Raw genomic sequence first — 23789 nt, forward strand, 5'->3', positions numbered from 1 at the left:
TCGGGCCGCACGCGACACCAGGGTGATGCCGGGCTCGTCCACGCGCACCGCGCAACAGACCGCGAAGTCCGCGTCCTCGGCTCCCATGTTGCGGCTGGGCATGACCAGCAGCTCGTGCATGTACGGGCCGCCCGTCACGATGGCCTTGGCGCCGCTGATGACGATGCCGCGCGCGTTGCGCTCGACCACGCGCACATAGGCCTCGGGATTGGGCTGCTGGTGCGGCTTGAGGCTGCGGTCGCCCTTGGCGTCCGTCATCGCCACGCCCAGCGACAGATCGCGGTCCTGCGCATGCGCCAGATAGGCCTCGAAGCGCGCGCGGTGTTCCGTGCCGCCCGTGGCGTCGTCGATCCGCGCCACGGCCTGCCCGATGCCATTGAGCGCGTCGTGCGCCAGATAGCGCTGGGCGCAGCCGGTTTCCTGGCACAGCGCGCGCACCGCTTCCAACTTGTTCAGCAGGTCGCCGGACGACTCGTTGATGTGCAGCATCCGGCTGACCACGCGGTTGCGCCGCGACTGCGTGGCCAGGGCGATGGGCGCGACCTCCGCGCGCCGCGCGAAATCATAGGTGTAGGCCAGGGCATTGACGCCCGGCCGCAGGGACGGCTCGTCCGCGACGCTCTCGACCTGGCGGCCGTCCACATAGACCCGGGGCCGGTAGCCGCGCAGCGATTCGCGGTAGTCGTCGCCGGACATCAGCTCGGCCCGGCTGGGCATTGCGGCTTCATGCAGCGCATTCATCTCCACCTCCTGTCTCCAGGTTCACCAGCAGAAACGGCGGCAGGCATGCCGCCGGCCATCAGCCCGCCACGTCGGCCCGCCGCAAGATGCGTTGCGCGGCGGCCTGGCCGGTCCTGCCGGCCAGCGTGCCGTAGTGCGATCCCCAGGCGCCCGCCGCGTCGGGACCGCGTGTATCCAGGAACGCGTCCACGACCTCGTCCGTGCCGTGGCGCAACAGCTCGGCGCCTTGCAGCGCGCGCGCCACCGCCTCGGTCATGGGACGCGCCAGGAACTCATCCCGCGCCGCGTCGCGCGCCAGCCGGCCAACATGCCGGACCAGCGCGTCGAAGCGCGCGTCCTGGCCGGCCAGCGGCCGCAATTCATCGAACAGCGCGTCCAGCGTCCGCGCATCCCTGGCCATGGCGCGGCGCACGTCCATGCACATCATGTTGGCCGTGCCTTCCCAGACGCTGTTCAGCGGCGCTTCGCGGTAGACGCGGGCCATCGGGTTCTCCTCGATGAAGCCATTGCCGCCATGGCATTGCAGCGCCTCATAGGCGATCGACGGCGCGCGCGAGCAGTTGAAGTACTTGGCGGCCGGCGTGGCCACGCGGGCCAGCAGGCGCTCGTGCTCGCTGTCGCGCATCCCGTCCGTGGCCCGGGCCACGCGCAACGCCATCAGCGTGCAGGCCTCGACCTCCACCGCCATGTCCGCCAGCACGTTGGTCATCATGGGCCGGTCGGCGATGGGCGTGCCGAACGCGCCGCGCGTCATCGTGTGCCGCAGCGCCAGCGTCAGCGCCTGCCGCATGAGGCCGGCCGAGCCGACCGCGAAATCCAGCCGCGTCAGGTGCGAGTGCGACAGGATCTCGCGGATGCCCTTGCCCTCCTCGCCCACGCGGATCGCCAGCGTGCCGGCGTACTCCACTTCACTGGAGGCGTTGGAGCGGTTGCCCGCCTTGTCCTTCAGGCGCTGCACGTAGAAGCGGTTGTAGGAACCATCGGGCAAGGTGCGCGGCAGGAAGAAGCAGGTGACGCCGCCGTCCACCTTGGCCAGCGTGAAAAAGCCGTCCGATTGCGGCACCGAACAGAACCACTTGTGGCCCGTCAGTTCATACCAGTGCGCGGCCGCGCCGTGGTAATCGTCCGTGTGCGAGTAGCGCGCCGTGGTCTGCGTCTGGCGCAGGTCCGAGCCGCCCTGCTTCTCGGTCATGGCGTAGCCGATGACCACGGACGGCTTGTCGCCGACCTCGCGCCGGCTGAACTCGTATTCGGTGCCCAGCGACTTCCGCTTCCAGACCGCCAGCGCCGGCTCGGCCTCGAAACCCGCATGGGCGGCGTAGGCCATGCCCATGGGACAGCCGGTGCCGTGCTCCACCTGGTTCCACAGGTACGACAGCACGGCGCGCGCATAGTGGCCGCCCGGCGCGTCGGCGCGCCAGGCAAGGTTCGGCACCTCGTGCTTCCAGGCCAGCGTCATCAGCGCGTGCCAGCTAGGGTGAAATTCCACCCAGTCGATGCGGTTGCCGTAACGGTCATGCGTCTTCAGCTCGGGCGCATGCCGGTTGGCCAGCCGCGCCAACTCCTGTGTCTGTTCGTCGCCGGCCAGCGCGCCCAGCGCCGCGCAGCGCGATTGCGCCCACGGCGCCTCGCGCGCGATGGCGGCCCGCAGCACCGCGTCGCCGGTGTAGGCATTGAAACCGCAGGCCGGTTCGGCCTGGTTCAGGACCGCATGGGTGCGGTAGCGGTCGACGGGCGTCGCGTCCGGGGCGGAGCCGGCCATCAGCGCGGCGCAAGGCGGGGGTTCGTTCATGCGCGTCTCCGGGGTAGCTGCCGCAATGCGCCGGCAGCGGCGGCCACGCTGGCGCAGGCCAGCGTGGCGATCTGGTCGGCCAGCACGGCGACATCGTGGCGATAGGCTTCGGCCTGCGATTCCTGCTGGCGGTTCAGCGGCGACAAGGGACCGATCAGGCCTTCCATGAAGCCGCCCACGATCACGGTGGCGGCGATGTCCGCCCGCACGTCGGCGCGCATCTCGCCGGCGGCCTGCCCCTCGGCGACGATGGCGCGGATCGTTTCGCTGATGGCGGCGCGATAGGTCAGCCGTACCTCGTCGATTTCCTTGTCGCAGGGCTCGGCGATCAGCGCATAGGCCAGCCTTGGATTGCGCATGGCGCGCTTGACGAAGGTCGCCACCGCCGAATGCAGCCGCACGGTGGCGCCGCCGTCCGCCCGGGCGATGGCGGCCAGCACGTCCACCTCGCGCTGCGAGACCAGCGCCAGCACCTCGGCGAACAGTTCCGCCTTGGATGGGAAGTACCGGTACACCGTGCCGGTGGCGATGCCGGCCGCCGCCGCCACGCTGGCGACCTGCGCCTCGGTCCAGCCGCCTTCGCTCACCAGCGCGCGGGCGGCTTGCAGGATGCGGCTGCGGTTGTCCTGGAGACGGGCTTCGACTTCGGGGGTCTGACGGTAGGCCATGAAGAAATGAACCTGGATTCACACGATTCAATGAATCCTAGTTCATTTCTTTGGGGCGTACAAGGAATTCGTCCTTCCCCCGGGATTCCCCTGATGCGGCGACAAGGCGCGAACCTCGGGCATGGCCCGCCGGGTCCGGTCCTGCCGACCCGCGAGCCGCCTGAGCCACGGCGCGGCATGGAATGCGCTCATCAATGCGTACATCCAGGCCATGCCGTCGACCCGCCAGGCATCGCCCCCGCACAGCATCCGCATGGCCGGATCGCCGTGCCAGGCGGCCAGCGCGGCCATCGCCGCGAAGACCGGCGCCGCGGCCAGGCACAGGCTGTCGGCCAGGCGCTTCATGGCTGGCCGTATTCGTCGCGGCGGCGCAGCCACATGCCGCTCTCGTTGCGTCCTTTCGGCGCGCGGTCCAGCCAGGCGTACATGCCCCAGATCGCGTCCGTGCCGCGCGAGTACGAGGAATAGCTGTGATAGACCACGCCGTCCTGCAGCACGAAGGCGCTCATGCCCTCGCGTTCGCGCAGGTAGGTGGACGGGTCGGTGCCGGTCGTCGCCGCCCAGGACACGAATTCCGGCGGCGGCGCCGCGGCGGTCGCCAGCTTCATGGCGGGATCGTCGCGCCGGAAGTTGTATTCCGGCCCTTCGCGCTGCTGGGTCTCGGTGAACGAGGCATTGAAGTCGTAGTTGAAATCGCTGCCGGCCGACGAGGCCCACGGGAAGGTCCAGCCCATGCGCCGCTTGTAGATCTGAAGCTTGTCCAGCGGCGCGCGCGACACCGCCCACAGCATCACGTCGTGATGCGCCAGATGCGTGACGATGCCGTTGAAACCGTCGGCGATCGACGAGCAGGACGGGCAGCCCGCCTTGTAGTCCGGCCCGAACATGAAGTGATAGACCAGCAGTTGCGAACGGCCCTGGAACAGGTCGGCCAGCGTGGCGCTGCCGGCATCGGTCTGCAGACGGTAGGTCTTGTCCAGCCGTACCCAGGGTAGCGCCTGGCGCTGCCGCGCCACCTCGTCGCCCTGCCGCGTCAGTTTCTTTTCCGCGTCCAGCAGTTCCAGCCTGGCGGCCAGCCATTGCTCGCGTGTTCCGATCTTGTGCGCTTGCATTGCTCTCTCCTTGGTGTCCGTGCTCGCGCCGCGCTTGGCGCTTGCGGGGTTGTCGGGAGAGATATTGCGGCCGATCGGCCGCGCGGCGGGAGTAACAAGTCTGGCGCGTATCCAGCCAACACGCATTCCCGCGCTACGCCAGATGCGCCTGGCATACGCGCCGCCACGAGCGACGCCGAGTCACTGCATTGGCGTCCTGATCTTGATCCGCTGCCCATCGGGCGTCCCGCGCGTCGGGCATGCCATCGGCTTCAGATCCTTGCCCAGGCAGACCCACAATTCCCTGAGCCGGTTGTTCGAGGCCACGCTGACGCGCAGGCTGTCTGCCGGCAGCGTCGGGTTGAGCCGCAGGAAGGCCTGCTTGACGTCCCCCGCCGTGGCGTCGAGCAGGCGGTTGGGCGACAGGTCGGCGTTCTTGCCCGCCATGTCGCGCACGGTGGGGCGATGCAGCGTGCCGTACACAGCCTGGATGTCCGCGAAATAGCGCTCCGGCGAACGCCAGCCGCAGGTGCCATGCGCCTGCCATTCGTTCTGCATCAGCTCCACGCCCGGCATCATGCACAGATGCTGCTTGAGCACGGACGCGGGCACGGCGCCGGCGGCCTCGCAGTTGCGCGGGTGATCGCGGCCCGAGCGGGCCTGGCCGTTCTGGGGCCACAGGCCATGCACCACCCATTCAAAGCGGTTGCCGGAAAAGCATTGGAACGACTGCTTCTGCCGCTGCCCCTCGGGCCGGTTGCGCTGGGTCTCGCAGTGCTCGGGCGACCAGGACAGCACCAGCGCCAGGTAGTCCGTGGGCAGGTCCTTGTTGACGTAGTCCACGCGCTTGGGCGAAGCGCGCTCGATGGTGGCGGGCAAGGCGCAGACTTCCTGGGCCGAGGCCGCGGCGGGGACCGCCGACAACAGCGCGATGAAGATCCATGCGCGCCTGCTGGCGGCATGCCGACGGTTGCGGTCCATGACGATTCCTCCCGGTAGGCCGAACGTCCGGCGCAAGACTCTTTTTTTAATCCAGAACGCCCCGATTGTGCGACTGGAATATGACAGGCGTCCCGCCCAGGCGCCAGGCGAACGCCCGCCATTGCTGCGCTTTCTGGATGACCGCCATCCCGCCCCCTACCCGCCGCTACTGCCTGGATGCGCGCGGCGCGCCGAGGCCAGGCGTACCGGGACCGCGCTCCCGCGCAAGGCCGATCCCGGCCGGGATCGGCGCCCCCGTCACCACAGGATGATCTGCGAGCAGCGGAACAGCGACAACCTGCGTCCCTTTCCGTCCACCACGGTCGCGGACCACACCTGGGTCGAACGCCCCAGGTGTTCGGCCACGGCCTCCACGCTCAGCACGCCTTCCTTCGCCGTGCCCAGGAAGTTGGATTTCAGCTCCAGCGTGGTGAAGCCCTTGGCCCCCTCGGGCAGATGCGCCAGCGTCGCGTAGCCCGCGCAGGTATCCGCCAGCAATACCTGCGTGGCCGCATGCAGGTAGCCGTTGGGCGCCATCATCCATGGGGCGAGGGTCATTTCCATGGTCATGCGTCCGTCCGCGATTCTCAGCGGCCGCAGGCCGAAGGTATCCGGCAGCGTGCCGCGCTGGCGTTCGAACAGGCTTTCGACGGTTTCGGTGTTGCGTGGCATGAAGCGTGCTCCCTGGATCGAGGCTTGCGTCAACGGGCTGCCGCATAGCGCGGCGCAACGGTATTGCTGGACAGCTGGCCAGCCATGGCCAGGCGCGCGGCGTCATAGGCATCCCATTTCTCGCTGGCATGCAGCGAGGGGATGGTGACCGCCTCGCCACGCTCGAAGCCCAGCAGCGCCGCGTCCACCAGGTCCTCGGCGCGCATCACGATGCGCGGATCCAGGTTCTCCACCGGTCGCCCGCCGATGGCCCAGAAATCGGTGGCGGTGGCGCCCGGCAGGACGGCCTGCACCTGCACGCCGGCGGCGGCCAGTTCGTGCCGCAGCGACTGGCTGAACGCCAGCACGAAGGCCTTGCTGCCGCCATAGACGCCGTTCAGCAGTTCCGGCGCGATGGCCACGATGGACGCGATGTTGATGATCGCGCCCCGGCCGCGCGCCACGAAGGCAGGCGCCACGGCATAGGCCAGCCGCATCGGCGCGGTCACGTTCAGATCGACCATGCGGGTCATCTGCTCCACGTCGCTTTGCAGCAGCGGCGTATGCGTACCGATGCCGGCGTTATTCACCAGCAGCGTGATGCTGGCGTCTTCGCGCAGCAGATCCTCCACCCGCGCCAGCGCGGCGCGGTCGCCCAGGTCGGCCGGCAGCACCTCGACCGCGCGGCCGCTGCGCGTGCTGATGGTGTTGGCCAACGCGTTCAGCCGCTCGCGGTTGCGCGCGACCAGGATCAGGTCGTAGCCGCGCTGCGCCAGCCGGTCCGCGTACAGCGCGCCGATGCCGCTGGAAGCGCCCGTGACGAGCGCCGTGCCGGGATGAGTGTGTGCCATGGTATTGCTCCTTGAAGGCGGACGGAACCCGTCCATGGCAAGCATGTTGCGGCTTGCCGGCAATGGCGTAAATGACGTATATAGTTATTAATCAAGACATACCCTGAAGGAACAATTCCATGCACCGCATCGGCTACGCGCTGCCCGAGGGCTTCCAGGTCATGGCGCTGGGCACCCAGACCGTGTTCGAACTCGCCAACCTGATGATGGCCGAGCCCTTCTATGCCGTGGACACCTATGCGCTGGACGGCTCGGCCCGCGCCTCGACGGGCCTGACGCTGCAGGCCCGTCCGCTCACCGCGCGCAGCCAGGCCGACACCTGGCTGGTGGCCGGCACGCTGCAACCGCTGGCCGCGCCGGCCGCGCCCGAGTTGCTGCGGCTGCTGGACAGGTTCGCCGCGCGCGCCCGGCGCGTCGCCGGCCTGTGCACGGGCGCCTTCGTGCTGGCCGACGCCGGCCTGCTCGACGGACGCCGCGCCACCACGCACTGGTACTGGGCCGACGCCTTGCAGCAACGCCGCCCCCAGGCGCAGGTCGAGGCCGACCGCATCTACATCGCCGACGGGCCGGTCTGGACATCCGCCGGCATGACCGCCGAGATCGACCTGGCGCTGGCGCTGGTGGAAAAGGACCTGGGCGCCAAGGTGGCGCGCGCGGTGGCGCACCGCCTCGTCATGCACCAGCGCCGTTCGGGCGGCCAATCACAGCATTCGGAAATGCTCAGGCTGGCGCCCAAGTCCGACCGCATCCAGCTGGCGCTGGAACATGCGCGGCGCAACCTGGCGCAGCCGCTCAGCGTCGAGGAACTGGCCCAGGCGGCCAAGCTGAGTCCGCGCCAGTTCAGCCGCGTCTTCACGGCCGAGACCGGCCAGTCGCCCGCCAAGGCCGTAGAAAGGCTGCGGCTCGAAGCCGCCCGCCTGATGATCGAAGGCAGTCGGCATCCGCTGGAAGTCGTGGCCAGGGAAACGGGCTTTCGCGACCGGCGCCACATGCGCGAGGCCTTCCTGCGCGGCTTCGGCATGCCGCCGCAGGCGGTGCGGCGCGAGGCGCGGACGACGTCCTGACGCGACACCCGGTCCGCCACGGACGGGCGCCCCATTCCCCTTGAAACTGGACGAATCCAAGCCGCACGCGCCGTCGTCCACCACCCCGCGCCGACCTGCTGGCCGAGCGCATCGACCTGGCCATCCGCGCCGGGCAAACGCTGGAACCCACGCTGGTGACGCGCCGCATCGGGGCCGGCCAGCAGACCCTGGTCGCCGGCCCTGCCTACCTGCGAGCCCACGGCACGCCTCGATCACGGGCGGACCAGCCGCCCCCGGATAGCGCCGAGACCGCGCGGGGCGGCGTCCGCATCCCCCGCCGTAGACTCCCGCTGCTGTTTCGAACCTTTTTTGTGTTTTTTTTGTACAAACAGAATTCCAAACCCAAGGGAAATCACCAATAAACAACAAGATCACCTGGAGAGTACAAAGCCAATATTGTATTTTTTTTGTACTTTTTCATGAAAATCGCACTCCTGGGCTGCGGCGAAGTCGGCTCCTGCTACGGACGGGCCTGGACCGCCGCCGGCCATCACATCATCGGCATCTGCGAACTGCGCGACGACGAGGCCATGCGCGCCCGCGCCGCCTCGCTGAACGCCGCCCTGCACGCCGCGCCGGGCCCCTGGCTGGCCGAGGCCGACATCGTGGTGTCAGCGGTCTACGGCCATAGCGCCTCGGCCGTGGCGCAGGCCAGCCTTGCCTTCCTGCGCACGGACGCCGTCTACGCCGACTTCACCACCGCCAGCGCCGCCGACATGCAGGCCGCCGCCAGCGCGGCACGAGCGCGCGGGCAGGCCTTCACGGACGTGGCCATCATGGGCGCCATCGCCCTGCTGGCCGAGCGCACGCCGCTGCTGTGCGCCGGCCAGGGCGCGGACCAGGTGATCGCGCTGGCCGCCAGCGGCGGCGCGCCGGCCCGCGCCATCGACGGCGCGCCCGGCGACGCCGTGCGGCTCAAGCTGCTGCGCAGCATCATGACCAAGGGCATGGAAAGCCTGGCCGTGGAATGCCTGGTCGCCGCCAACGCCATGGGCCTGCGCGCCTCGCTCTACGAGGTGCTGTCCGACATCGACCGCACGCCGCTGACCACCTTCATGGACGCCTTCGTGCGCTCGCACGTGGACCATGCCGGACGCCGCCACGCCGAAGTCCGCGAAGCCCGCGACCAGCTGTACGAAGCCGGCCTGGAGCCGCTGGTGCTGGACGGCGTGGAGCGCCTGTTCGCGCGCACGGCGCGCCATCTCGAAGCCGCCCGCGCCCAGGGCGGCGTCGAAGTCGAAGACTCCGTCCCCGCGCGGCTGGCGTGGCTAGAGCAGCTGGCCCGCCAGCGCTGAAGGCCCCGCGCACCGAATTTCGGCCGCAACGCGCGGCCGCGCTACTAAAAAAACACACGAGGAAGACAATGAAACGCATCAAGACGCTTATCGGCGCCGCGCTCCTGGGCGCCTGCGCCGCGGCTTCGGCCGCCGATCTGGGCAAGGGCCCCATCACCATCATCTCGCCGTTCCCGCCCGGCGGCGGCACAGACACGCTCACGCGCATGATCGGCAGCGCCATCGCCGAGGAGACCGGCTGGAACATCGTCGTGGAAAACAAGCCCGGCGCCGGCGGCAACCTGGCGCTGGACGCCACGGCCCGCGCGCAGCCGGACGGCCACACGCTGGTCATGGCGCAGACCGACAACATCGTGCTCAACCCCTGGCTCTACAACAAGCTCAGCTACGACACCTTCAAGGACTTCAAGCCCGTCGGCCCGGTCGCGTCCTCGCCCAGCGTGTTCGTGGTGCTGCCCGAGTCGCCCTACCAATCGATCGCCGACGTGGTCAAGACCGCCAAGGCCAAGCCCAACTTCATCTCGCTGGGCATGCCCGGCGTGGGCGGCACGGGCGACCTCACCGGCTACCTGTGGCGCCAGGCCGCCGGCATCGAGCTGATGCACGTGCCGTATCGCGGCTGGGCGCAGGCCTATCCCGACCTGGCCAGCAACCGCATCGACATGTACGTGGGCTCGGTGGCCACGCTGCTGTCGCAGATCCGTGGCGGCAAGGTCCGCGCGCTGGGCGTGGTGGCGACCGACCGCTCGCCCGCCCTGCCCGACGTGCCCACCTTCGTGGACAGCGGCTATCCCACGATCAACCAATTCATCTGGTGGGGCCTGATGGCGCCGGGCAAGACGCCCGACGACGTGGTCGCCACGCTGAACCAGGCGCTGCGCAAGGTGCAGGCCAAGCCCGAGCTGGTCAAGAAACTGGAAGACGCCGGCTACACCGTGATGAGCGGCACGCCCGCCGACCTGGCGCAGCGCCATCGCGCCGACCACGATGTGTTCGGCAAGGTGGTCCGGGACGCCGGCATTCCCAAGCAATGACGCCGATGCGCATCAACACAGACAAGACGGAAGCAGCATGAACGGATTCCAGATACATGCGCGCACGCGCGCGGTCGCGCCGGACCTGGCGGAACGGTTCCGCCGGATCCCGGTGGCCAATATCAGCGATTGCATGTCGCGCATGACGGCCGGCGGCCCGCGCCTGCGGCCCATGCACGGCGGCGCGGTCATGGCCGGCCCGGCGCTCACGGTCCGCACCCGCCCCGGCGACAACCTGCTGGTGCACAAGGCGCTGGACCTGGCTCAGCCCGGCGACGTCATCGTCGTCGACGCCGGCGGCGACCTGACCAACGCCATCATCGGCGAGATCATGACCAGCTACGCCCGCTCGCGCGGCGTGGCGGGCATCGTCATCAACGGCGCGATCCGCGACTGCGGCGCGATCCGGCAGGGCGATTTCCCCGTCTATGCCGCCGGCGTGACCCATCGCGGCCCCTACAAGGACGGCCCCGGCGAAATCAACGGCATCATCGCGCTGGACGGCATGACCATCGCGCCCGGCGACCTGATCCTGGGCGACGACGATGGCGTGCTGGCGATTCCGTTCGACCAGGCCGAAACGCTCTATCAAGCCGCCCAGGCCAAGCACGAGATCGAGGAACGAATGCTGGCCGACATCGCCGCCGGCACGCTGGACACCTCGTGGATCGACGCGCGCCTCAGGCAGCTCGGCTGCGCGGGGGTCTGACGATGACAGCGCCCGCACGGCACGCGTTCACGGTCGCGCGGCTGGACTTGTGGATCGATCCCGTCTTCGACGCGGCCATCCAGGACGACGCCGCGCTGCGCCTGTCCGTGCTAGCGGCCGCCGCCGGTGACGCGCGCACGGCCGAGGGCCTGGCGCAGGCGCGGGCCTATCACGTCAGCGCCGCCAGGGATGAAGTGCCGCGTGGCTGGCAGGTCACGCCTGACCTGCTCGCGGCCTGTCCGCGACTGCTGTGCGTGTCCTCCGGCGGCGCGGGCTACGACACGATCGATGTGGCGGCCTGCACGCAGGCAGGCGTGGCCGTGGTCAACCAGGCCGGCGCCAACGCGGCCTCGGTGGCGGAAATGACCTATGCGCTGCTGCTGTCACTGGTCAAGCGCCTGGACGAATCGGGCGCGGCCCTGCGCGCCGGCACGGCCCGCAGCCGCGAAGCGCTGATGGGACGCGAGATCGAGGGCCGCGCCATCGGCCTTGTCGGCATCGGCGAAATCGGCCGCCGGGTGGCGCGCATCGCGCAGGGCTTCGGCCTGACGGTCATCGCCTGCGATCCGCTGCTGACCGCCGAGGAAATCCGCGCGCGCGGCGCCGAACCCGTGGACTTCGACACCCTGCTGGCCCGGGCCGACATCCTCAGCCTGCACTGCCCGCTGGACGAGGCCACGCGCGGCCTGATGGACGCGTGGGCCTTTGCCCGCATGAAGCCGGGCGCGCTGTTCCTGTCGACGGCGCGCGGCGGCATCCACGACGAAGACGCGCTGCTGGCCGCGCTGGACAGCGGCCATCTGGCGGGCGCGGGGCTGGACGTGTGGCGCGTCGAGCCGCCCTCGCCGGCGTCGCGGCTGCTGCAGCATCCCAACGTGGCCAGCGCCTTCCATACCGGCGGCGTCACGCATGAAGGCCGCCGCAAGGTGGCGGCGGCCTCCGCGCGCCAGATCTCGCAGATGCTGGCCGGCATCCGGCCAGAGCGCCTGCTCAATCCCTACGTGTGGCCCCGGTTCCTGGAACGGTTGGCGCAAGCGCGCGCGGACTGACAGCGAAAGCGCAAGCGCTGGTGGTGGACGGCTGTAGGCGCAGCCCCGATTTCGACGCGCGCCCGCCGTCCGCTATAGTCCAGTTTTTGGATGACACGCCCGCCTCACCATGTCCAACGCCAGCGATCACGTATACGGGGAACTGCGACGCCGCCTGATGGCGGGCTCCTTCCTGCCGGGCGAACGGCTGCGCGAAGAGCACATCGCCGCCGAAATGTCGGTCAGCCGCACGCCGGTGCGCAACGCCATCGAACGGCTGATCGCGGACGGCCTGGTGACGCGCGAGGAACGGCGCGGCGCCGTGGTGCTGGGCTGGCAGGACCGCGACATCGACGAGGCCTTCGAGCTGCGCATGCTGCTGGAACCCTACGCCGCCGGGCTGGCCGCAAGCCACGCCAGCGACGCGCAGATCGAGGAACTGGAACGGCTGAACCAGTCCATGCAGGACGCGGTCCGCTCCGCCGCCCCCGACCGCGTGCAGCAGGTCCAGCAGCTGAACAACCAGTTCCACCACAAACTGCTGGAAGCCGCGCAGTCGGCGCGCGTGCGCGCCATGGTCGAGAACCTGCTGGACATGCCGATCATCATCGGCTCGTTCTATTTCTACGGCGACGACGACATGCTGCGCAGCGTCGAGCACCACCGGCAGATCATCGCCGCGCTGCGGGCGCGCGACGCCGAATGCGCCGCGCTGGCAGTGCGCTTTCACCTGGCGGCCACGCATCTGCTGTTCCGCAACCACCGCAAGGGCAAGGCCCAGCCGGCGGCGGCATGACGCGCCCGCCCGCGCACGAGACGGGATCGCGCTGCTCATGTCCCACAGCATGAGCAAGCCGCCACGCGCCCGGCGCGGCGTCCTGGGTTGGGGCGCCACGCGGGCCGTCCTGGACGCGCTCGCGGCCCAGGACATCCCGTTGACGCAGGAGGAACGCGAGCGGGCGAACGCCTTCGCGCACGACGCGGACCGGCGCGACTTCATCGCCGCGCACCGGCTCGTGCGCGCCATGGCCGCCTCGATCATCGGCGCGCCGCCCGGGACGATCGTCCTGCGGCAGCGCTGCGACACCTGCGGCGGCCCGCATGGCCGCCCCACCCTGCCCGATCATCCCGGGCTGCATGTCAGCCTGAGCCACGCAAAGGGCGTCGTCGCCGCCGCCTGCGGCGACCGGCCCGTCGGCATCGACCTGGAACGATGGAACGCGTCGCAGCCGGATCATTCCGACCTGGATTTCGCGCTTGCCCCGGCGGAGCGCAAGCGGCTCCAGTCCATGGCCGCATCCGATGCGGACGCCGATGCCCCCGTCTCGCCCGCCGCGCTGGCCTTCCTGCGGCTCTGGGTGCGCAAGGAATGCCTGGTGAAACTGGGCCGGATCACGCTGGATCAGCTGGACAGCGTGGATTTCTCCGCCTTCATGCAAACCGAGTCGGTCGCGCAAGCCGCCGTGACGCATTTCGCGCACCAGGGCCTGCACTATTCCGAATGGCTCGATCCGGAACTGCGGGTCGTAGGCACGGCGGTCGGCGACGGCCCTTTCGATATCCATCCGTTCCGTTAAGGCTGCCGCTGCGCGGGACCGCCCCGGCGCGCGGCGTCCCCGGCGGCCGAGCCGCCCGACGCTGCCCGCTTGCCGTCCTAGTAGTCCCGCACCGCATCGAACCAGCGCTGCGCCTGCTCCTCGGTCACGCCGAGCCGCAAGGCCGAATCCCGCTGGCTGAACTGCCAGACGGCCTCGCCGATGTCGTCGCGCTCCGGGGTTTCGATGCCCTTCATCTGGTTGAAATGCGCGGCGAAGGCCGTGATCGCCGCCTGCGCCGCCTCGATATCCGTCGCGCCGTCGAGTGCGTCCCGCGCCGCATCGTAGGCCGCGTTCGCCGCCTTGGCCTGACGGCCGCTCCAGCCCGAAAAAGGCCGCCCGTATTCACGTTGCCACCATTCCGGCTTGCGCAGCTGGCTGACCGAGGCATGGCTGGTCCAGGCCCGCTGCTGTCCACGCGCCTTCATCTGCGCCCTCAGCCGCTTGCCGGCGGCTTCGTCGACGTTGTAGGCGATGAAGCGGTCCAGCAGCGGCCAGCTGTCCAGCGGCGGCAGGCCCTGCAGGTCGGGCGTGAACCGGATTTCCAGGGCCCGCAGATGAGGCAGCCGCAACAGCGCGTCCCAATCGGCGAAACGGCCCCATAGCATGAGCTGCGTCAGCGCCGGAAAGCGCTCGATGCCTTGCAGGGAAATCGCCTGTCCCATCGGCCCGCCATCGAGCGACAGCGACGACGCCTGTTGCAACAGCCCCAGGTCGGGCAGGACATACGGCGCCATGCCAGGCCGGCGGCCCAGCGTGGGCGCCAGCGTCAGCGAACCCGGCGGCTCGCCGTCGGCGGTCAGGCGCGACAGATCGCCAAACAGGTGCAGCGCGCAATCCGGCGGCAGCGTCATGTCGAGATGACCGCCGCCTTCGTCCAGGCGCAGTTGCAAGGTGTGGATCCGCGCGGCGCCGGCGTCGACGCGGCGAGCATCGCCGAATGCCGGCGTCCAGCTGAATTGCTCGATGGGACGACGCGCCGACCAGCCGATGAAGCCGGCGTCATTGCCGTGATAGCCGATATAGCGCGGCCACGGCGATCCCGCCGGCGTGGCATAGGGATCGAATGCCGGCCAGTGAATCGCCGCGTCGGGCGTCACGTGCAGATCGGCCTTCTTGCCCATGCCGGCGGGTCCGATGACCAGATCGCCGCGTCCCGCTTCCCGGATGAGCACATGGCTGCCCGGTTCCGTCAGGCCGAGCGCATAGCGCCCGGCATCGCTCACGGACCCCTCAGGCTGATCGGATACGTCCATAATGGCGGACATGAATTGCTCCTGGTGATATTAAGCATGCGACCCGGCGAAGGCCGGCGGCGCTCGACGCCCTGCGCGACGCCCTCACAGCGTCATGACCGGCTGGTCTTCGATCCGGAAGAACAAGGCGCGCGGCCCCAGGAAGTCCGATCCGTCCAGATACTCGAACTCCACGCGCTGACCCGGCTCGGCCACCGGCCCGAAGTGCTCGACCCGGTACATCAGGCCCCCGATGCGATAGTTGTGAACCAACGTGGCAACGTTCGAGTTGGTCGTGCGCAAGCGATAGGTCACGACTTCCTCGACCACCCCGCGCACGCCGTGCTTGTACCGCGCGCGCTTGAGCCTGGGGCTGCGCATGCCCAGCACGAGTCCCAGCAGGAAGAGAAAGCCGGCCAGCAGGATCAAGGGGCTCCAGAACAAGCTGCCGACCAGCACGGCCAGGGCGACCACGTAGAAGAACTTGCGCAGGCTCAGTTCCTCATTGCGCACGGCCTCGCGGTCGGCATCGCTGATTTCCTCGACCGAATTCCAGACTTGCGTGCTCATCGGATACTCGGCCCGCAGCAGCACGGGCGGCGTGTCGGGCGACAGCGTCAGCAGATGCAGCCGCACGGGCAGGTCCGTCAGCGCCGCGGCCGCCAGGGGCCGGAAGCCGTCGCGGGTGTCTCTGGACACCTCGTTCCAGAACGGCAGGGCCACATTCACGCGCTGCTCGCCAAAGGCGTAGCAGATGCCGGGCGACTCGGCCGGGCCGAAGCCGGTCAGATGGCCGGCAACGATCTGCTTGGGCATGCGCCCCTTCAAGACCTGGTTGAAGCGACGCCAGGCGCGCGGCAGCTTCAACAACCTGCGCCCGAGAAACACCGCGAAGGCCCCCATCGCCGCCGTGCACAACAGGATCACCAGGCCGTCGCCACTGATCAGCAAGCTGCGGTCGACAATGACCAGCACCACGAACAGGACCACGCTGCTCGCCAGCAACAGAAACATCAGGCCGGCGAACACGGCCGTCAGCAATCTGCCGCCGCGGCTGCGGCGCAGCAGCAGGATGTCCTCGTCGGACAGGGGTTCTTCCGTGACTTGCAGGGTCGCGCTCATGCTTGCCGCCATCTCCTTCTCAAAACGCGTCGCGCCACGATCGCGCTCAATAGATCCCGTAGGGAACCTCGACCGCCAGGGGCTTGCCACCCTGGGCCGGACGCAGCGCATAGGCATGCACCATGCCGTCGTCGCTGGCCAGCGGCACATCCTTGCGCGTCACGCTGTAACGCTGGCCATCGAGTTCCAGCGTGCGCGGCGCCACCGCCCGGGCCTGGGCGGGCAGCAGCAGGCCGCCCAGCTCGTCGGCCATGTCCGAGAATTCGTAGTCGAGCAAGGCGCCTTCGGCGCGCAGCAGCTGCACGCGGGGCCGGTACGGCGCGGCGTCCAGGTTCCAGCCATTGACCAGATCGGTGATCCACGGGCCCGGAATGCCGTAGTTGCTGTCCAGCTCGGCCTCGCTGATCTCCGGCCCGACCACGACCAGGCAGCACACGATCTTGCCGGCCTGGTAGTCGTACACCGCCCTCTTGCCGCCCGCGGCGACCACGCCGGGCAGCATCGAGAAACGGTATTGCTGATTGAACTGCGCATCGGACACCTTGCGCCAGGCGCCGACGGTAGGCGACTGCGCCGATGGCGTTGTCGACGACGCGGGCGTCTCCCGCGCGGGTTGCTGTGTTGGTGACTGCGCCTGGCACGCCAGCGTCATCAGCATGCCTGCGGCCAAGGCGGCGACTTTGCTCGGTAAACGGATCATGTGTGGTCTTGAGCGGTTTGAAGTGATTCGAGAGATGTTGATCGAGCCAGGGATCAGCCGGCGTCCCGCCGCGCCTTATCCCGGCAGCTTGCCCTGCTTGCGCGTTGCGCGCTCAGCCAATCGCTGCGCCATGTCCTGCTGACGCTGCATCAGCTCGGCGATCTGTTCGGCATAGAGGTCGGTGAGATCGCCTTCCAGCGGCTCCGGATCGGTCATGTCGTCGATCACCACGACCGTTCCCGCCTGATCCACGCCCCAGATCCGGCTGCCGTCGCCCACGATCTTCAGCACGGGCAGGATGCCGGGCAGGCCGGCCTCGGCCAGCTGGCGCTGCTGCGCCGAGATGCTGGCCCATTCAGGCAGTTCCGGCGCATCGATGCCCAGCAGCACCAGGCCGCGCCAGAAGGTCCAGGCGGGGCCGACCTCGAATTCCTTCGCATGCGGCCAGACTTCCTCGCGCGCCATCACGCACAGGCCGTTGGCGCGCTGACAGAAGGCCGCGAACGCCGCCGGCAACGGGAAGCCGACAGCAGCCTCCAGGCTGGCGATTGCCTGCGCGTCGGGCGCGGGCGCGGCCACGACCTCGAAGTACTCGGTGTCAACGGGATCCAGAATATCCCACATGCGTTCGTGAAACTGTTCGGCGGTCCGGGTCATGCAGGCTTCCTGAATCAAAGACAAATACTGGCTCGCCGCGCGGGCGGGAACCTTGAAGGCACATCACTATATCGCTGATCGCGGCGGGCCGGCGGACGCGAACGGACGCGCTATGGCGTCCCCAACGCCAACAGCGCCTTGGCGGCCTTGGCGGCGGCGGACCCGCCGGCAAAGCCCGCCAGCCAGCCGCGCAGGTCCACATCCTCGACCGGACGCGCGTGGCGCAGCGACTCATCCAGCAGCACCGTCAGCAGCGCGCCGATGCCGCGCGCCTTGGGGTCCAGGCGCGGCAGCAGGCCGCCCAGCACCGCGATGACGGCGGCGGGCGCGAGCGTCGCGGCGTCCGCGAAGGACTCCGCCCAGCGCGTCAGAACGATGGCGGGCGCGCAGGCGGCAAAAGCCTGCGCCACGGCCGCCGCGTCCACGCGGCCCGGGATCGCGGCGGCGAACACTTCCACCGCCTGCGCGCGCACCCCGGCCTGCTTGGCCGCCATGCCCAGGGCCAGCAATTGGGCCGTTTCGGACCGCCAGGCGCCCGGATGCGTGGCCAGCACGCGCAGGATGGCGGCCGCGCGGTGCTCGGCGTCATCGCTCGCCGCGACATTCATCAGCCCCAGATTGGCGGCCGTCAGCGGCAAAGTCGACGCCGGATGGGCCAGGCCGAGTTCGGCGCAGACCAGCGCATGGGCGTCGACGCCGTCGTTGTAGCGCAGCGGGCCCGACGGAATCAGCGCCGGCTGCGTGGCCGAAGGCGCTTCCATGGGCTCCGCTTGGATCTCGGGGTGCCACCACACCCATTGCGGAGAGCCATCGGCCTTCAAGGTTTCCGACCCACGGCTGTGCCACTCGATCCGCAAGGTGTCGGTGATCCGCGGCCACGCGCCGCCGGTGGCCTCGACCACGCGCGCGCGCTGTTCGGGCGGCACGCGCAGCAAGGCCTGGGTCAGATCCACCGGGAACGGCGCGCCACTCTCCTTGCCCGCCTCGTAACGGGCCAGCAGAACATCGGCATCGACCCAGCCCTGCGTGTCGGTGGGCGTGGCCAGCAGCGGACGGCGCGACGCCCTGCCCTGCACGATCCCCGCCACCTCGCGCAGCCGGGTGACGAAACTGGGCAGCATGGTGGTTTCCTCGGCGCTGGGCAGCGCCTTGGGTTCGCCCACATTCTCCCGCACCCACTCGCCATCGACCTGCCGGCTCCTGGTGTTTTGCCAGAACTTTCGCGGCAGGAACGCGCTCGCGGGATCGTGCGCCGCCAGCAGCAGCGCAGCCGCGTAGTGCTGTTCGTCGCGCTCGGCAAGGTGGCGCGCCCGCTTCGCCAGGGGCGCGATCGTGGCCGCCACCTGCCCGGACGTCGCCAGCCAGGCCAGCGCCAGCTCGAACTCCAGCGCGTCGGCGGGCGCTTCCAGCAGCGCGGCATAGCGTTCCTGGGCATCCTCGTCGGTCCAGGGGCGCAGCGGCGCGGGCGGCGGCAAGCCGGGAAGCGCGTTGGACGAAGGCGGGGCTTGGCCGCCCGCCGCCAGCCCTTCCCCTGCCGCGCTCCCGGCCCCGGCGTCCGACAGCATTGCCGCCACCGCCGGCGCCAGCGCGTCGCGCTGCTGATGCGCCAGATCCTCACGGCCCAGCCTGGCCAGCGCCTTCACCGCCGCCCGCTGCACGTCGGCATGCGGATGCCCCAGGCCCAAAGCCAGCGCCTGCGCCACCGCGTCGGACTCGACCGCGGCCCGCGCGCCCAGCGCCTCCAGCATGCGCAGCACCGACAGCGCCGCCGCCTTCGGCCCCGAAAAAGCGCCGCCGCAAGCTTGCACGAAGGGCGCGGCGTCGAGCAGGCCGTGCTTGTGCAGGACCTCCAGCTGCTTGACGCCCAGCGAGACAGTGGCGGTGATCGACGAACCCAGGCACAGGCGCAGCAGCGGCTGGTCCGCCGCCGTTTCTTCGGGCGTGGGCGCCAGGGACGCATACACGCGCGAGAACCAGCCGGCGCGATAGGCGGAGAAATCCCGGTTGAGCGCCTCCAGGCAGCCGCGCAGCACGCGGCCCCGCTCCAGCGTGCCTTCGTTGGCCAGCAGCACGACCGTGTTGTGCCAGTTGAATTCCTCGCGCGAGAACTTGTCGATGTTGGCCAGCGAGATCTCGCCGCCGCCTTCCACCTCGAAGACCCGCCAGAACACCTGATCGCGCAGCGCGTGGTCATGGCGCAGCATAAACAGCCGCACTTCCTGCTCGTGCCGCCCGCCCAGCCCGCCGACCATGGCCAGCACGTAGTCATCGGTGTGCTCGACCTGGAGCCCGTTGAACAGCTCGTTCAGGCGGATCGGCACGAAATTCGGGCGCTGTGACCAGCCTTGCGCCATCTCGCGCAGCCGCCTGGGCGAGGCGTCCACCGCGCGCAGGTCTGCCGACTGCACGCCCAGCATGGCGTCGTACAGCGCGCGCAAGCTCGCGCCTTCCTCGACCAGCCGCGCCAGGTCGCGGTAGTAGCCCAAGATATTTTCGTAAGTCGTCATGCGAGCGGCTATTCCTCGTGAGTGCGCTGCGCGGCGGCAGCGGCGGTTTCGGCCAAGGGCGTCGCGCGCGGCGCGACGGTTTCCAGGCTGCGCAAGGTCACCGCCAGCACCGACGCGCCCTTGCGGCGCGCCGCCAGCGTGGCGGGCAAGGCTATCGGCATGCCATAGTCGTTGGACAGGCGCGCGGCAAGCTCGATGAGCTTGGCGGCCGGGGCCATCGGCTTGCCGTCGGCATCGACCAGCCTGGGCAACAGCGCCTCCAGCGTCTGCAGCGCGCGGCAGCCGGCGAGCGCGCTGATGGATGACGCGTCGGCCAGCGTCTGCGCCAGCCGCCCGGCCAAGGCGAAACCGTCCGCCAGATGCGCCGCGATCTGCTCGGCGAACGGCGCGGGATCCAGCAGGCCAACGTCGGCCAAGCGCGCGATCGCTTCCGCCGCCTGGGCGCGCTGCTCGGTCATCTTCGCCGACGCGGCCAGCGCCAAGGCCGAGTACACGGGTCCGCCCGGCGCCCTGCGGGACGCGCCCAGCGCCGCCAGCAGCGGCCCCAGGCCGCGCACGTTGATCACATTCACCGCCGCGCACAACATCGGATGGAAGTGCGCGGCCAGCGTGTCGGGGTTGGATCGCAGCAGCCAGGCCGTCCATTGCACCACCTGGTCGTAGCCGTCCTGTTCCCGCGCCTCCTGGGCGCGGAAGGTGAATTCGGCGGGCACGTCGGCGACATCCAGGGCAGGCGATGTGGAAGCGTCGGCCGCCGCCATCCAGAACGGCTTGGGCCCTTCTCCCAACACCTGCAAGTCGCGCGAAAAAGTCCCTGCGCCCGGCTCGGCCAGCACCCGTTCCCAGACGAAGCGCTGGCCGGGGACGGCCACCGGCGGAATGAACGGCTCGCCCCGCGCCCGGCTGGCCCGCAGTTCGTGAAAGACGCCGGCCAGCAGAGCCAGCGGCGCATGCGTCGGCAGATATTGGTAGCCCGAGCGGGAGGTCCAGGTATCGCGGATCGTCCAGTCGCCGGTCGCCACGTCGTAGCTTTGGCTGGTGAACGTGTTTTCCTGCAATGCCACGCCCACGGGATCCGGCTTGCCCGCGCTGGCCACGACATAGCGGGCATAGCCCTGGAAACTGACGTCGTCCCGGCCCAGCAGCGCGGCGGCCAGCAGGCGTCGCGGCGAGGCATTGCGCTCGTCCCACACAGACTCGATGATCTCGGCGGCGCGGTGTCGCAGCGCCTCCGGCAGTTGCAGTTGCGGACGGCTGGCCAGGTAGGCGAAGAGGCGAGGCAACTCGGCGCCGTCCCCGGCGCCCTCGAACTGCGCGCGGATCAAGGCATGCAATGCCTCGTCATCGACGATGGCGAGCGTGTGGTCGGGCAGATCCGGCAACGGTTCGCGACGCGGCGGCGGTATCGTGACTGCCTGGGCCGCCCCCTCTTCCCGCGCGCCCATCTCGCCATCCGTGGCGGCCCGCTGCGTCTCGTCCGACGAGTCCACCAGCTTGCGCGCCAGCGGCGCGAGGTCCAGCGGCATGCCTTCCAGCGCCTCGCCGACGATCCGCGAAAGGCGGTTGCGCTGCCCGGCATCGGTCCTGAGCGCGGCGAACAGCCCCAGCTGGGCCTTGACCAGCTTCTTCTCCGCACGCGTCAGGACGGCGGCCCCGGCATCGATCATCGCGTCCGCGTCCAGCAGCCCGACGGCACGTTTGAGCATGTCCTGGGCCAGGCCCACCGCCGTGCTGGGCGCCGTGGCCAGCACGGCGAGATACGCGTGCTGGCTGGCGACGACCTCGTGCGCGGCCGGATCGGCCAGGCGATGCATGCGCAAGTACCAGGCGATGCTCTTCGCTGAAAAATCTCGCAGCAGCGCTTCCCTCGACTCGACCAGCAGCCGCTCGCGGAACGCCGGCTCTTCCTGGCACAACGCCAGGACGGCCGCGTCCCAAGCCGGCCCGGTGCGCTCGACGAGCTGGTAATCGGCGCCCATGCCCTCGACCCGGAACAAGGCCCAGAATTCACGCCCGATCCAATCGGGATGTGCCCGCAGGTGCGCGGCCATGAGCTTGCCGTGGTCCGCGTCCAGCTGCCCGTCCGCGCCGACGGCGCTGACCTGTCTCACGAAGCACCGCAGATACGCCGCCGACAAGGGCGCATCGCCGTCCAGCCGGACCAGCGCGTGGCATACCGGCCATGCCAGATGCTCACCCCACCAGTACTGCTCCGCTAACAGCTCGACGAACGCGGCGCGCCACGTTGCGTCCCGTCCGGCTGCCGCCTCGATCACGGCCGGCGTCATCTCGCCGTGGCGCGCGCCATATTCGCGCTTGCGTTCCATGTCCGCCGGCGCCAGCGTCTCCGCCACGAGCTTGGGTTTACCCAATGCGGCCAGCACAAAGCAAGCCCGGGGCGTCGGCCCCTCCGCGTTGAACAGGCGCGATGGCGGCAAGGCCTTGGCCAGCGCGGCGCGCTCGTCCTCGTCCGCGCCGTCCAGCGCGCGCGCGAACGGCGCGATATCCGCCGCGTCGCCGCCGCCGGCGGCCTCGCGCAGCGCCGCGCGGCGTTCGGTCAGGTTCAAGGTCATGCTCCGGCTCCAGGCGCATTGAGGGGATCAAGAAACATGCGCACCGCCAGCGTGTGCTTGCACGGCCCGCGCGTGCCTTGATACTTGGCGTGCCAGGGGCAGGTGCAACGGTCTTGCGCGGGCTCGGCGCCCAGCGCGATCCGGTAGCGCTGCTGCGTCGATTGCACCGTGTACTGCCCCTCGCCTTCGCGCCGCACCCCGCCGCCGGCCACCAGCTTGCGCGCCTCGGCCAACCGGGGATGCAACGTATCCAGCAGCCCCGCCTGCACCGGCAGCGGGCGATGGAAGTACGCGCCCGCCGCCAGATCGAACCCCACCTGGCCGGAAGACGCCAGCACGCCCAGCGCGGACGCGATCTGCGCGTCGGGCAACAGGGCCCGGGCGGCCAGCTGCGCGATATCGATGCGCGGCTCGAAAGCCAGCAGCGTCGACACGAACGCCGCGTCCTCATTCGCATCGCCGTCCGCGACCAGATGCAGCACCGCGCCCTCGCCCGAGAACCCCCGCGCCTTTTCCGGGCTCAGACCCAGCGTGACCCGCGCGCCGGGCAGCTCCAGCACCCAGGCGCTGGCCTGCGGCAGCGCGCCCGCCGCCGTCTCCGCGCCATAGGCGCGCAGCGCGGTGGCATAACGCAACAAGGGCTCCAGCACGCGCAGCCGCTCCGGCCCCGCCACGCAGACCGCGCCGGGCGTCGCCTGCGTGGCCAGCCGCAGCGAGCGGGCCGCCTGGGTCGCCCACATCACGGTCTTGGTCGACGATGACCGCGGCAGCGCCTGCACGAACTGGCGCAGGGCCGCCCCCGTCAGCGCATGGCGGCACGCCATGCCCGCCGACAGCATCTGCGTCTCGGCAAAACCCTTGAGCCAGCGGGTGGGCAGCGGCACCTTTTCCTCGACAATCTCGCCCGCTCCGGTCGACACGCGCAAGGCATCACTGCCCACGTTCAGGTGCAGGGGCTCCGACGCCCGCAGCCCCGCCAGTGCCTGGCGCAGCGGCGGATTCACATCCACATTGGTCACGCCCGGCGCCACGTGCGTGGCGTCCAGCGCCGCCGCGTCCACGTCCAGGCGCGCATACACGCCGCAGCACACGCTGAACGACTCGAAGCGCAGGCCCTCGGGCGTGGACGTCACGACCGGATCGGCCGCCCGCAGCACCGCCGCCAGGGTATTGGGCGGCACATAGAACCGCGTGCGCGCCACCCGCGCCAGCATCAGCAGCGCTTGCGCCACCACGGCTGGCTGCGCCACGAAACCGGAAAAGAAGAAGGGATGCGCCACCGCGCCCGACGGCGCGACGCCGCCGCTGGTGGCCAGGCTCAGGTCGGCCTGGCCCGGGCGCTGCGCGAATTCGGAAGGGGCAAGATAGGCATAAGCCAGCTCCGCCATGCAGGGACTCCTTGATGCGGACTGGACGCCGCGATGATCCGCCGCCGTCGCGATCCGGGACGGGAACGGGTGATCTTCTGGCTGAG

The 23789-nt window shown here is 69.9% G+C and carries 22 protein-coding genes; 7 read left to right on the plus strand and 15 right to left on the minus strand.

All coding sequences use genetic code 11. The features are described from left to right. The 8 genes from ACEU5R_RS20345 to ACEU5R_RS20380 form a co-directional block, all read right to left on the minus strand. A partial coding sequence (locus tag ACEU5R_RS20345; protein ID WP_392411407.1) for a 4-hydroxyphenylacetate 3-hydroxylase N-terminal domain-containing protein occupies positions 1 to 741 on the minus strand: 741 nt, incomplete at its 3' end. 58 nt (positions 742 to 799) lie between these two features. Next, positions 800 to 2503 carry an acyl-CoA dehydrogenase family protein gene (locus tag ACEU5R_RS20350; protein ID WP_392411439.1) on the minus strand — a complete coding sequence of 568 codons (1704 nt, stop codon included), beginning with the start codon at positions 2501 to 2503 and terminating at the stop codon, positions 800 to 802. A 26-nt stretch (positions 2504 to 2529) separates the two neighbouring features. Continuing rightward, the gene (locus tag ACEU5R_RS20355) at positions 2530 to 3201 is read right to left on the minus strand and encodes a TetR/AcrR family transcriptional regulator (RefSeq protein ID WP_103274839.1); all 672 of its coding nucleotides are present in this window, start codon (positions 3199 to 3201) and stop codon (positions 2530 to 2532) included. A gap of 42 nt (positions 3202 to 3243) precedes the next feature. Then, positions 3244 to 3546 carry a hypothetical protein gene (locus ACEU5R_RS20360; RefSeq protein ID WP_392411408.1) on the minus strand — a complete coding sequence of 101 codons (303 nt, stop codon included), beginning with the start codon at positions 3544 to 3546 and terminating at the stop codon, positions 3244 to 3246. After that, positions 3543 to 4313 (minus strand): DUF899 domain-containing protein, encoded by a 771-nt coding sequence (locus ACEU5R_RS20365; protein ID WP_392411409.1) that lies wholly within the window; start codon positions 4311 to 4313, stop codon positions 3543 to 3545. Before ACEU5R_RS20365 ends, ACEU5R_RS20360 begins: the two co-directional genes overlap by 4 nt. 180 nt (positions 4314 to 4493) lie before the next feature. Continuing rightward, complete coding sequence (locus ACEU5R_RS20370) at positions 4494 to 5273, minus strand: ribonuclease (RefSeq protein ID WP_103274841.1); 780 nt, start codon at positions 5271 to 5273, stop codon at positions 4494 to 4496. Between the two features lie 258 nt (positions 5274 to 5531). Continuing rightward, entirely contained in the window at positions 5532 to 5945 is a 414-nt protein-coding gene (locus ACEU5R_RS20375) for a PaaI family thioesterase (protein ID WP_392411411.1), read from the minus strand. A 29-nt stretch (positions 5946 to 5974) separates the two neighbouring features. Next, positions 5975 to 6775 (minus strand): SDR family NAD(P)-dependent oxidoreductase, encoded by an 801-nt coding sequence (locus tag ACEU5R_RS20380; protein ID WP_392411412.1) that lies wholly within the window; start codon positions 6773 to 6775, stop codon positions 5975 to 5977. A 119-nt stretch (positions 6776 to 6894) separates the two neighbouring features. Here ACEU5R_RS20380 and ACEU5R_RS20385 point away from each other — a divergent pair, with 119 nt between their 5' ends. The 7 genes from ACEU5R_RS20385 to ACEU5R_RS20415 all read left to right on the plus strand — a co-directional run bounded on the left by ACEU5R_RS20385 (position 6895) and on the right by ACEU5R_RS20415 (position 13503). Continuing rightward, the gene (locus ACEU5R_RS20385; protein WP_392411413.1) at positions 6895 to 7839 is read left to right on the plus strand and encodes a GlxA family transcriptional regulator; all 945 of its coding nucleotides are present in this window, start codon (positions 6895 to 6897) and stop codon (positions 7837 to 7839) included. A 440-nt stretch (positions 7840 to 8279) separates the two neighbouring features. After that, entirely contained in the window at positions 8280 to 9155 is an 876-nt protein-coding gene (locus ACEU5R_RS20390) for a DUF1932 domain-containing protein (protein WP_392411414.1), read from the plus strand. Between the two features lie 68 nt (positions 9156 to 9223). Then, complete coding sequence (locus tag ACEU5R_RS20395) at positions 9224 to 10189, plus strand: Bug family tripartite tricarboxylate transporter substrate binding protein (RefSeq protein WP_392411415.1); 966 nt, start codon at positions 9224 to 9226, stop codon at positions 10187 to 10189. A 37-nt stretch (positions 10190 to 10226) separates the two neighbouring features. Beyond that, positions 10227 to 10898 (plus strand): RraA family protein, encoded by a 672-nt coding sequence (locus ACEU5R_RS20400; RefSeq protein WP_103274846.1) that lies wholly within the window; start codon positions 10227 to 10229, stop codon positions 10896 to 10898. Positions 10899 to 10900: 2 nt separating this feature from the next. Further along, positions 10901 to 11947, plus strand: a complete 1047-nt coding sequence (locus ACEU5R_RS20405) for a hydroxyacid dehydrogenase (RefSeq protein WP_392411416.1) — start codon at positions 10901 to 10903, stop codon at positions 11945 to 11947. 109 nt (positions 11948 to 12056) lie between these two features. Beyond that, positions 12057 to 12722, plus strand: a complete 666-nt coding sequence (locus ACEU5R_RS20410; RefSeq protein ID WP_103274848.1) for a GntR family transcriptional regulator — start codon at positions 12057 to 12059, stop codon at positions 12720 to 12722. 37 nt (positions 12723 to 12759) lie between these two features. Then, positions 12760 to 13503 carry a 4'-phosphopantetheinyl transferase family protein gene (locus tag ACEU5R_RS20415; RefSeq protein WP_392411417.1) on the plus strand — a complete coding sequence of 248 codons (744 nt, stop codon included), beginning with the start codon at positions 12760 to 12762 and terminating at the stop codon, positions 13501 to 13503. Positions 13504 to 13580: 77 nt separating this feature from the next. On the opposite strand, the gene ACEU5R_RS20420 is transcribed toward ACEU5R_RS20415, so the two are convergent. From ACEU5R_RS20420 to ACEU5R_RS20450, 7 genes are all read right to left on the minus strand, one after another. Beyond that, the gene (locus tag ACEU5R_RS20420; RefSeq protein ID WP_392411418.1) at positions 13581 to 14789 is read right to left on the minus strand and encodes a hypothetical protein; all 1209 of its coding nucleotides are present in this window, start codon (positions 14787 to 14789) and stop codon (positions 13581 to 13583) included. A gap of 72 nt (positions 14790 to 14861) precedes the next feature. Beyond that, positions 14862 to 15878: a hypothetical protein gene (locus ACEU5R_RS20425; protein ID WP_103274851.1), complete on the minus strand. Its 1017-nt coding sequence runs from the start codon at positions 15876 to 15878 to the stop codon at positions 14862 to 14864. Positions 15879 to 15924: 46 nt separating this feature from the next. Beyond that, the gene (locus ACEU5R_RS20430; RefSeq protein ID WP_103274852.1) at positions 15925 to 16578 is read right to left on the minus strand and encodes a hypothetical protein; all 654 of its coding nucleotides are present in this window, start codon (positions 16576 to 16578) and stop codon (positions 15925 to 15927) included. 75 nt (positions 16579 to 16653) lie between these two features. Further along, positions 16654 to 17235: an SMI1/KNR4 family protein gene (locus ACEU5R_RS20435; RefSeq protein WP_392411419.1), complete on the minus strand. Its 582-nt coding sequence runs from the start codon at positions 17233 to 17235 to the stop codon at positions 16654 to 16656. Positions 17236 to 17345: 110 nt separating this feature from the next. Continuing rightward, on the minus strand, positions 17346 to 19742 hold the full coding sequence (locus ACEU5R_RS20440; RefSeq protein WP_392411420.1) for a DUF6493 family protein: 2397 nt from the start codon (positions 19740 to 19742) through the stop codon (positions 17346 to 17348). Positions 19743 to 19750: 8 nt separating this feature from the next. Beyond that, positions 19751 to 22315, minus strand: coding sequence for a DUF6493 family protein (locus ACEU5R_RS20445; RefSeq protein WP_392411421.1), 2565 nt, complete (start codon positions 22313 to 22315; stop codon positions 19751 to 19753). Then, positions 22312 to 23703: an SWIM zinc finger family protein gene (locus tag ACEU5R_RS20450; RefSeq protein ID WP_392411422.1), complete on the minus strand. Its 1392-nt coding sequence runs from the start codon at positions 23701 to 23703 to the stop codon at positions 22312 to 22314. The genes ACEU5R_RS20445 and ACEU5R_RS20450 overlap by 4 nt, the downstream gene beginning before the upstream one ends. Positions 23704 to 23789: the final 86 nt, after the last annotated feature.

Source organism: Achromobacter sp. 413638, from assembly GCF_043119405.1.
GTDB lineage: Bacteria > Pseudomonadota > Gammaproteobacteria > Burkholderiales > Burkholderiaceae_B > Achromobacter.

Excerpts from the sequence above, each read along its gene's own strand:
- ACEU5R_RS20400 (WP_103274846.1), top strand. The coding sequence starts at position 10,227 with ATGAACGGATTCCAGATACATGCGCGCACGCGCGCGGTCGCGCCGGAC.
- ACEU5R_RS20395 (WP_392411415.1), top strand. The coding sequence starts at position 9,224 with ATGAAACGCATCAAGACGCTTATCGGCGCCGCGCTCCTGGGCGCCTGC.
- ACEU5R_RS20425 (WP_103274851.1), bottom strand. The coding sequence starts at position 15,878 with ATGAGCGCGACCCTGCAAGTCACGGAAGAACCCCTGTCCGACGAGGAC.
- ACEU5R_RS20365 (WP_392411409.1), bottom strand. The coding sequence starts at position 4,313 with ATGCAAGCGCACAAGATCGGAACACGCGAGCAATGGCTGGCCGCCAGG.
- ACEU5R_RS20375 (WP_392411411.1), bottom strand. The coding sequence starts at position 5,945 with ATGCCACGCAACACCGAAACCGTCGAAAGCCTGTTCGAACGCCAGCGC.
- ACEU5R_RS20415 (WP_392411417.1), top strand. The coding sequence starts at position 12,760 with ATGTCCCACAGCATGAGCAAGCCGCCACGCGCCCGGCGCGGCGTCCTG.
- ACEU5R_RS20380 (WP_392411412.1), bottom strand. The coding sequence starts at position 6,775 with ATGGCACACACTCATCCCGGCACGGCGCTCGTCACGGGCGCTTCCAGC.
- ACEU5R_RS20350 (WP_392411439.1), bottom strand. The coding sequence starts at position 2,503 with ATGGCCGGCTCCGCCCCGGACGCGACGCCCGTCGACCGCTACCGCACC.
- ACEU5R_RS20450 (WP_392411422.1), bottom strand. The coding sequence starts at position 23,703 with ATGGCGGAGCTGGCTTATGCCTATCTTGCCCCTTCCGAATTCGCGCAG.
- ACEU5R_RS20435 (WP_392411419.1), bottom strand. The coding sequence starts at position 17,235 with ATGACCCGGACCGCCGAACAGTTTCACGAACGCATGTGGGATATTCTG.
- ACEU5R_RS20385 (WP_392411413.1), top strand. The coding sequence starts at position 6,895 with ATGCACCGCATCGGCTACGCGCTGCCCGAGGGCTTCCAGGTCATGGCG.
- ACEU5R_RS20355 (WP_103274839.1), bottom strand. The coding sequence starts at position 3,201 with ATGGCCTACCGTCAGACCCCCGAAGTCGAAGCCCGTCTCCAGGACAAC.
- ACEU5R_RS20440 (WP_392411420.1), bottom strand. The coding sequence starts at position 19,742 with ATGACGACTTACGAAAATATCTTGGGCTACTACCGCGACCTGGCGCGG.
- ACEU5R_RS20430 (WP_103274852.1), bottom strand. The coding sequence starts at position 16,578 with ATGATCCGTTTACCGAGCAAAGTCGCCGCCTTGGCCGCAGGCATGCTG.
- ACEU5R_RS20410 (WP_103274848.1), top strand. The coding sequence starts at position 12,057 with ATGTCCAACGCCAGCGATCACGTATACGGGGAACTGCGACGCCGCCTG.
- ACEU5R_RS20360 (WP_392411408.1), bottom strand. The coding sequence starts at position 3,546 with ATGAAGCGCCTGGCCGACAGCCTGTGCCTGGCCGCGGCGCCGGTCTTC.
- ACEU5R_RS20445 (WP_392411421.1), bottom strand. The coding sequence starts at position 22,315 with ATGACCTTGAACCTGACCGAACGCCGCGCGGCGCTGCGCGAGGCCGCC.
- ACEU5R_RS20370 (WP_103274841.1), bottom strand. The coding sequence starts at position 5,273 with ATGGACCGCAACCGTCGGCATGCCGCCAGCAGGCGCGCATGGATCTTC.
- ACEU5R_RS20420 (WP_392411418.1), bottom strand. The coding sequence starts at position 14,789 with ATGTCCGCCATTATGGACGTATCCGATCAGCCTGAGGGGTCCGTGAGC.
- ACEU5R_RS20390 (WP_392411414.1), top strand. The coding sequence starts at position 8,280 with ATGAAAATCGCACTCCTGGGCTGCGGCGAAGTCGGCTCCTGCTACGGA.
- ACEU5R_RS20405 (WP_392411416.1), top strand. The coding sequence starts at position 10,901 with ATGACAGCGCCCGCACGGCACGCGTTCACGGTCGCGCGGCTGGACTTG.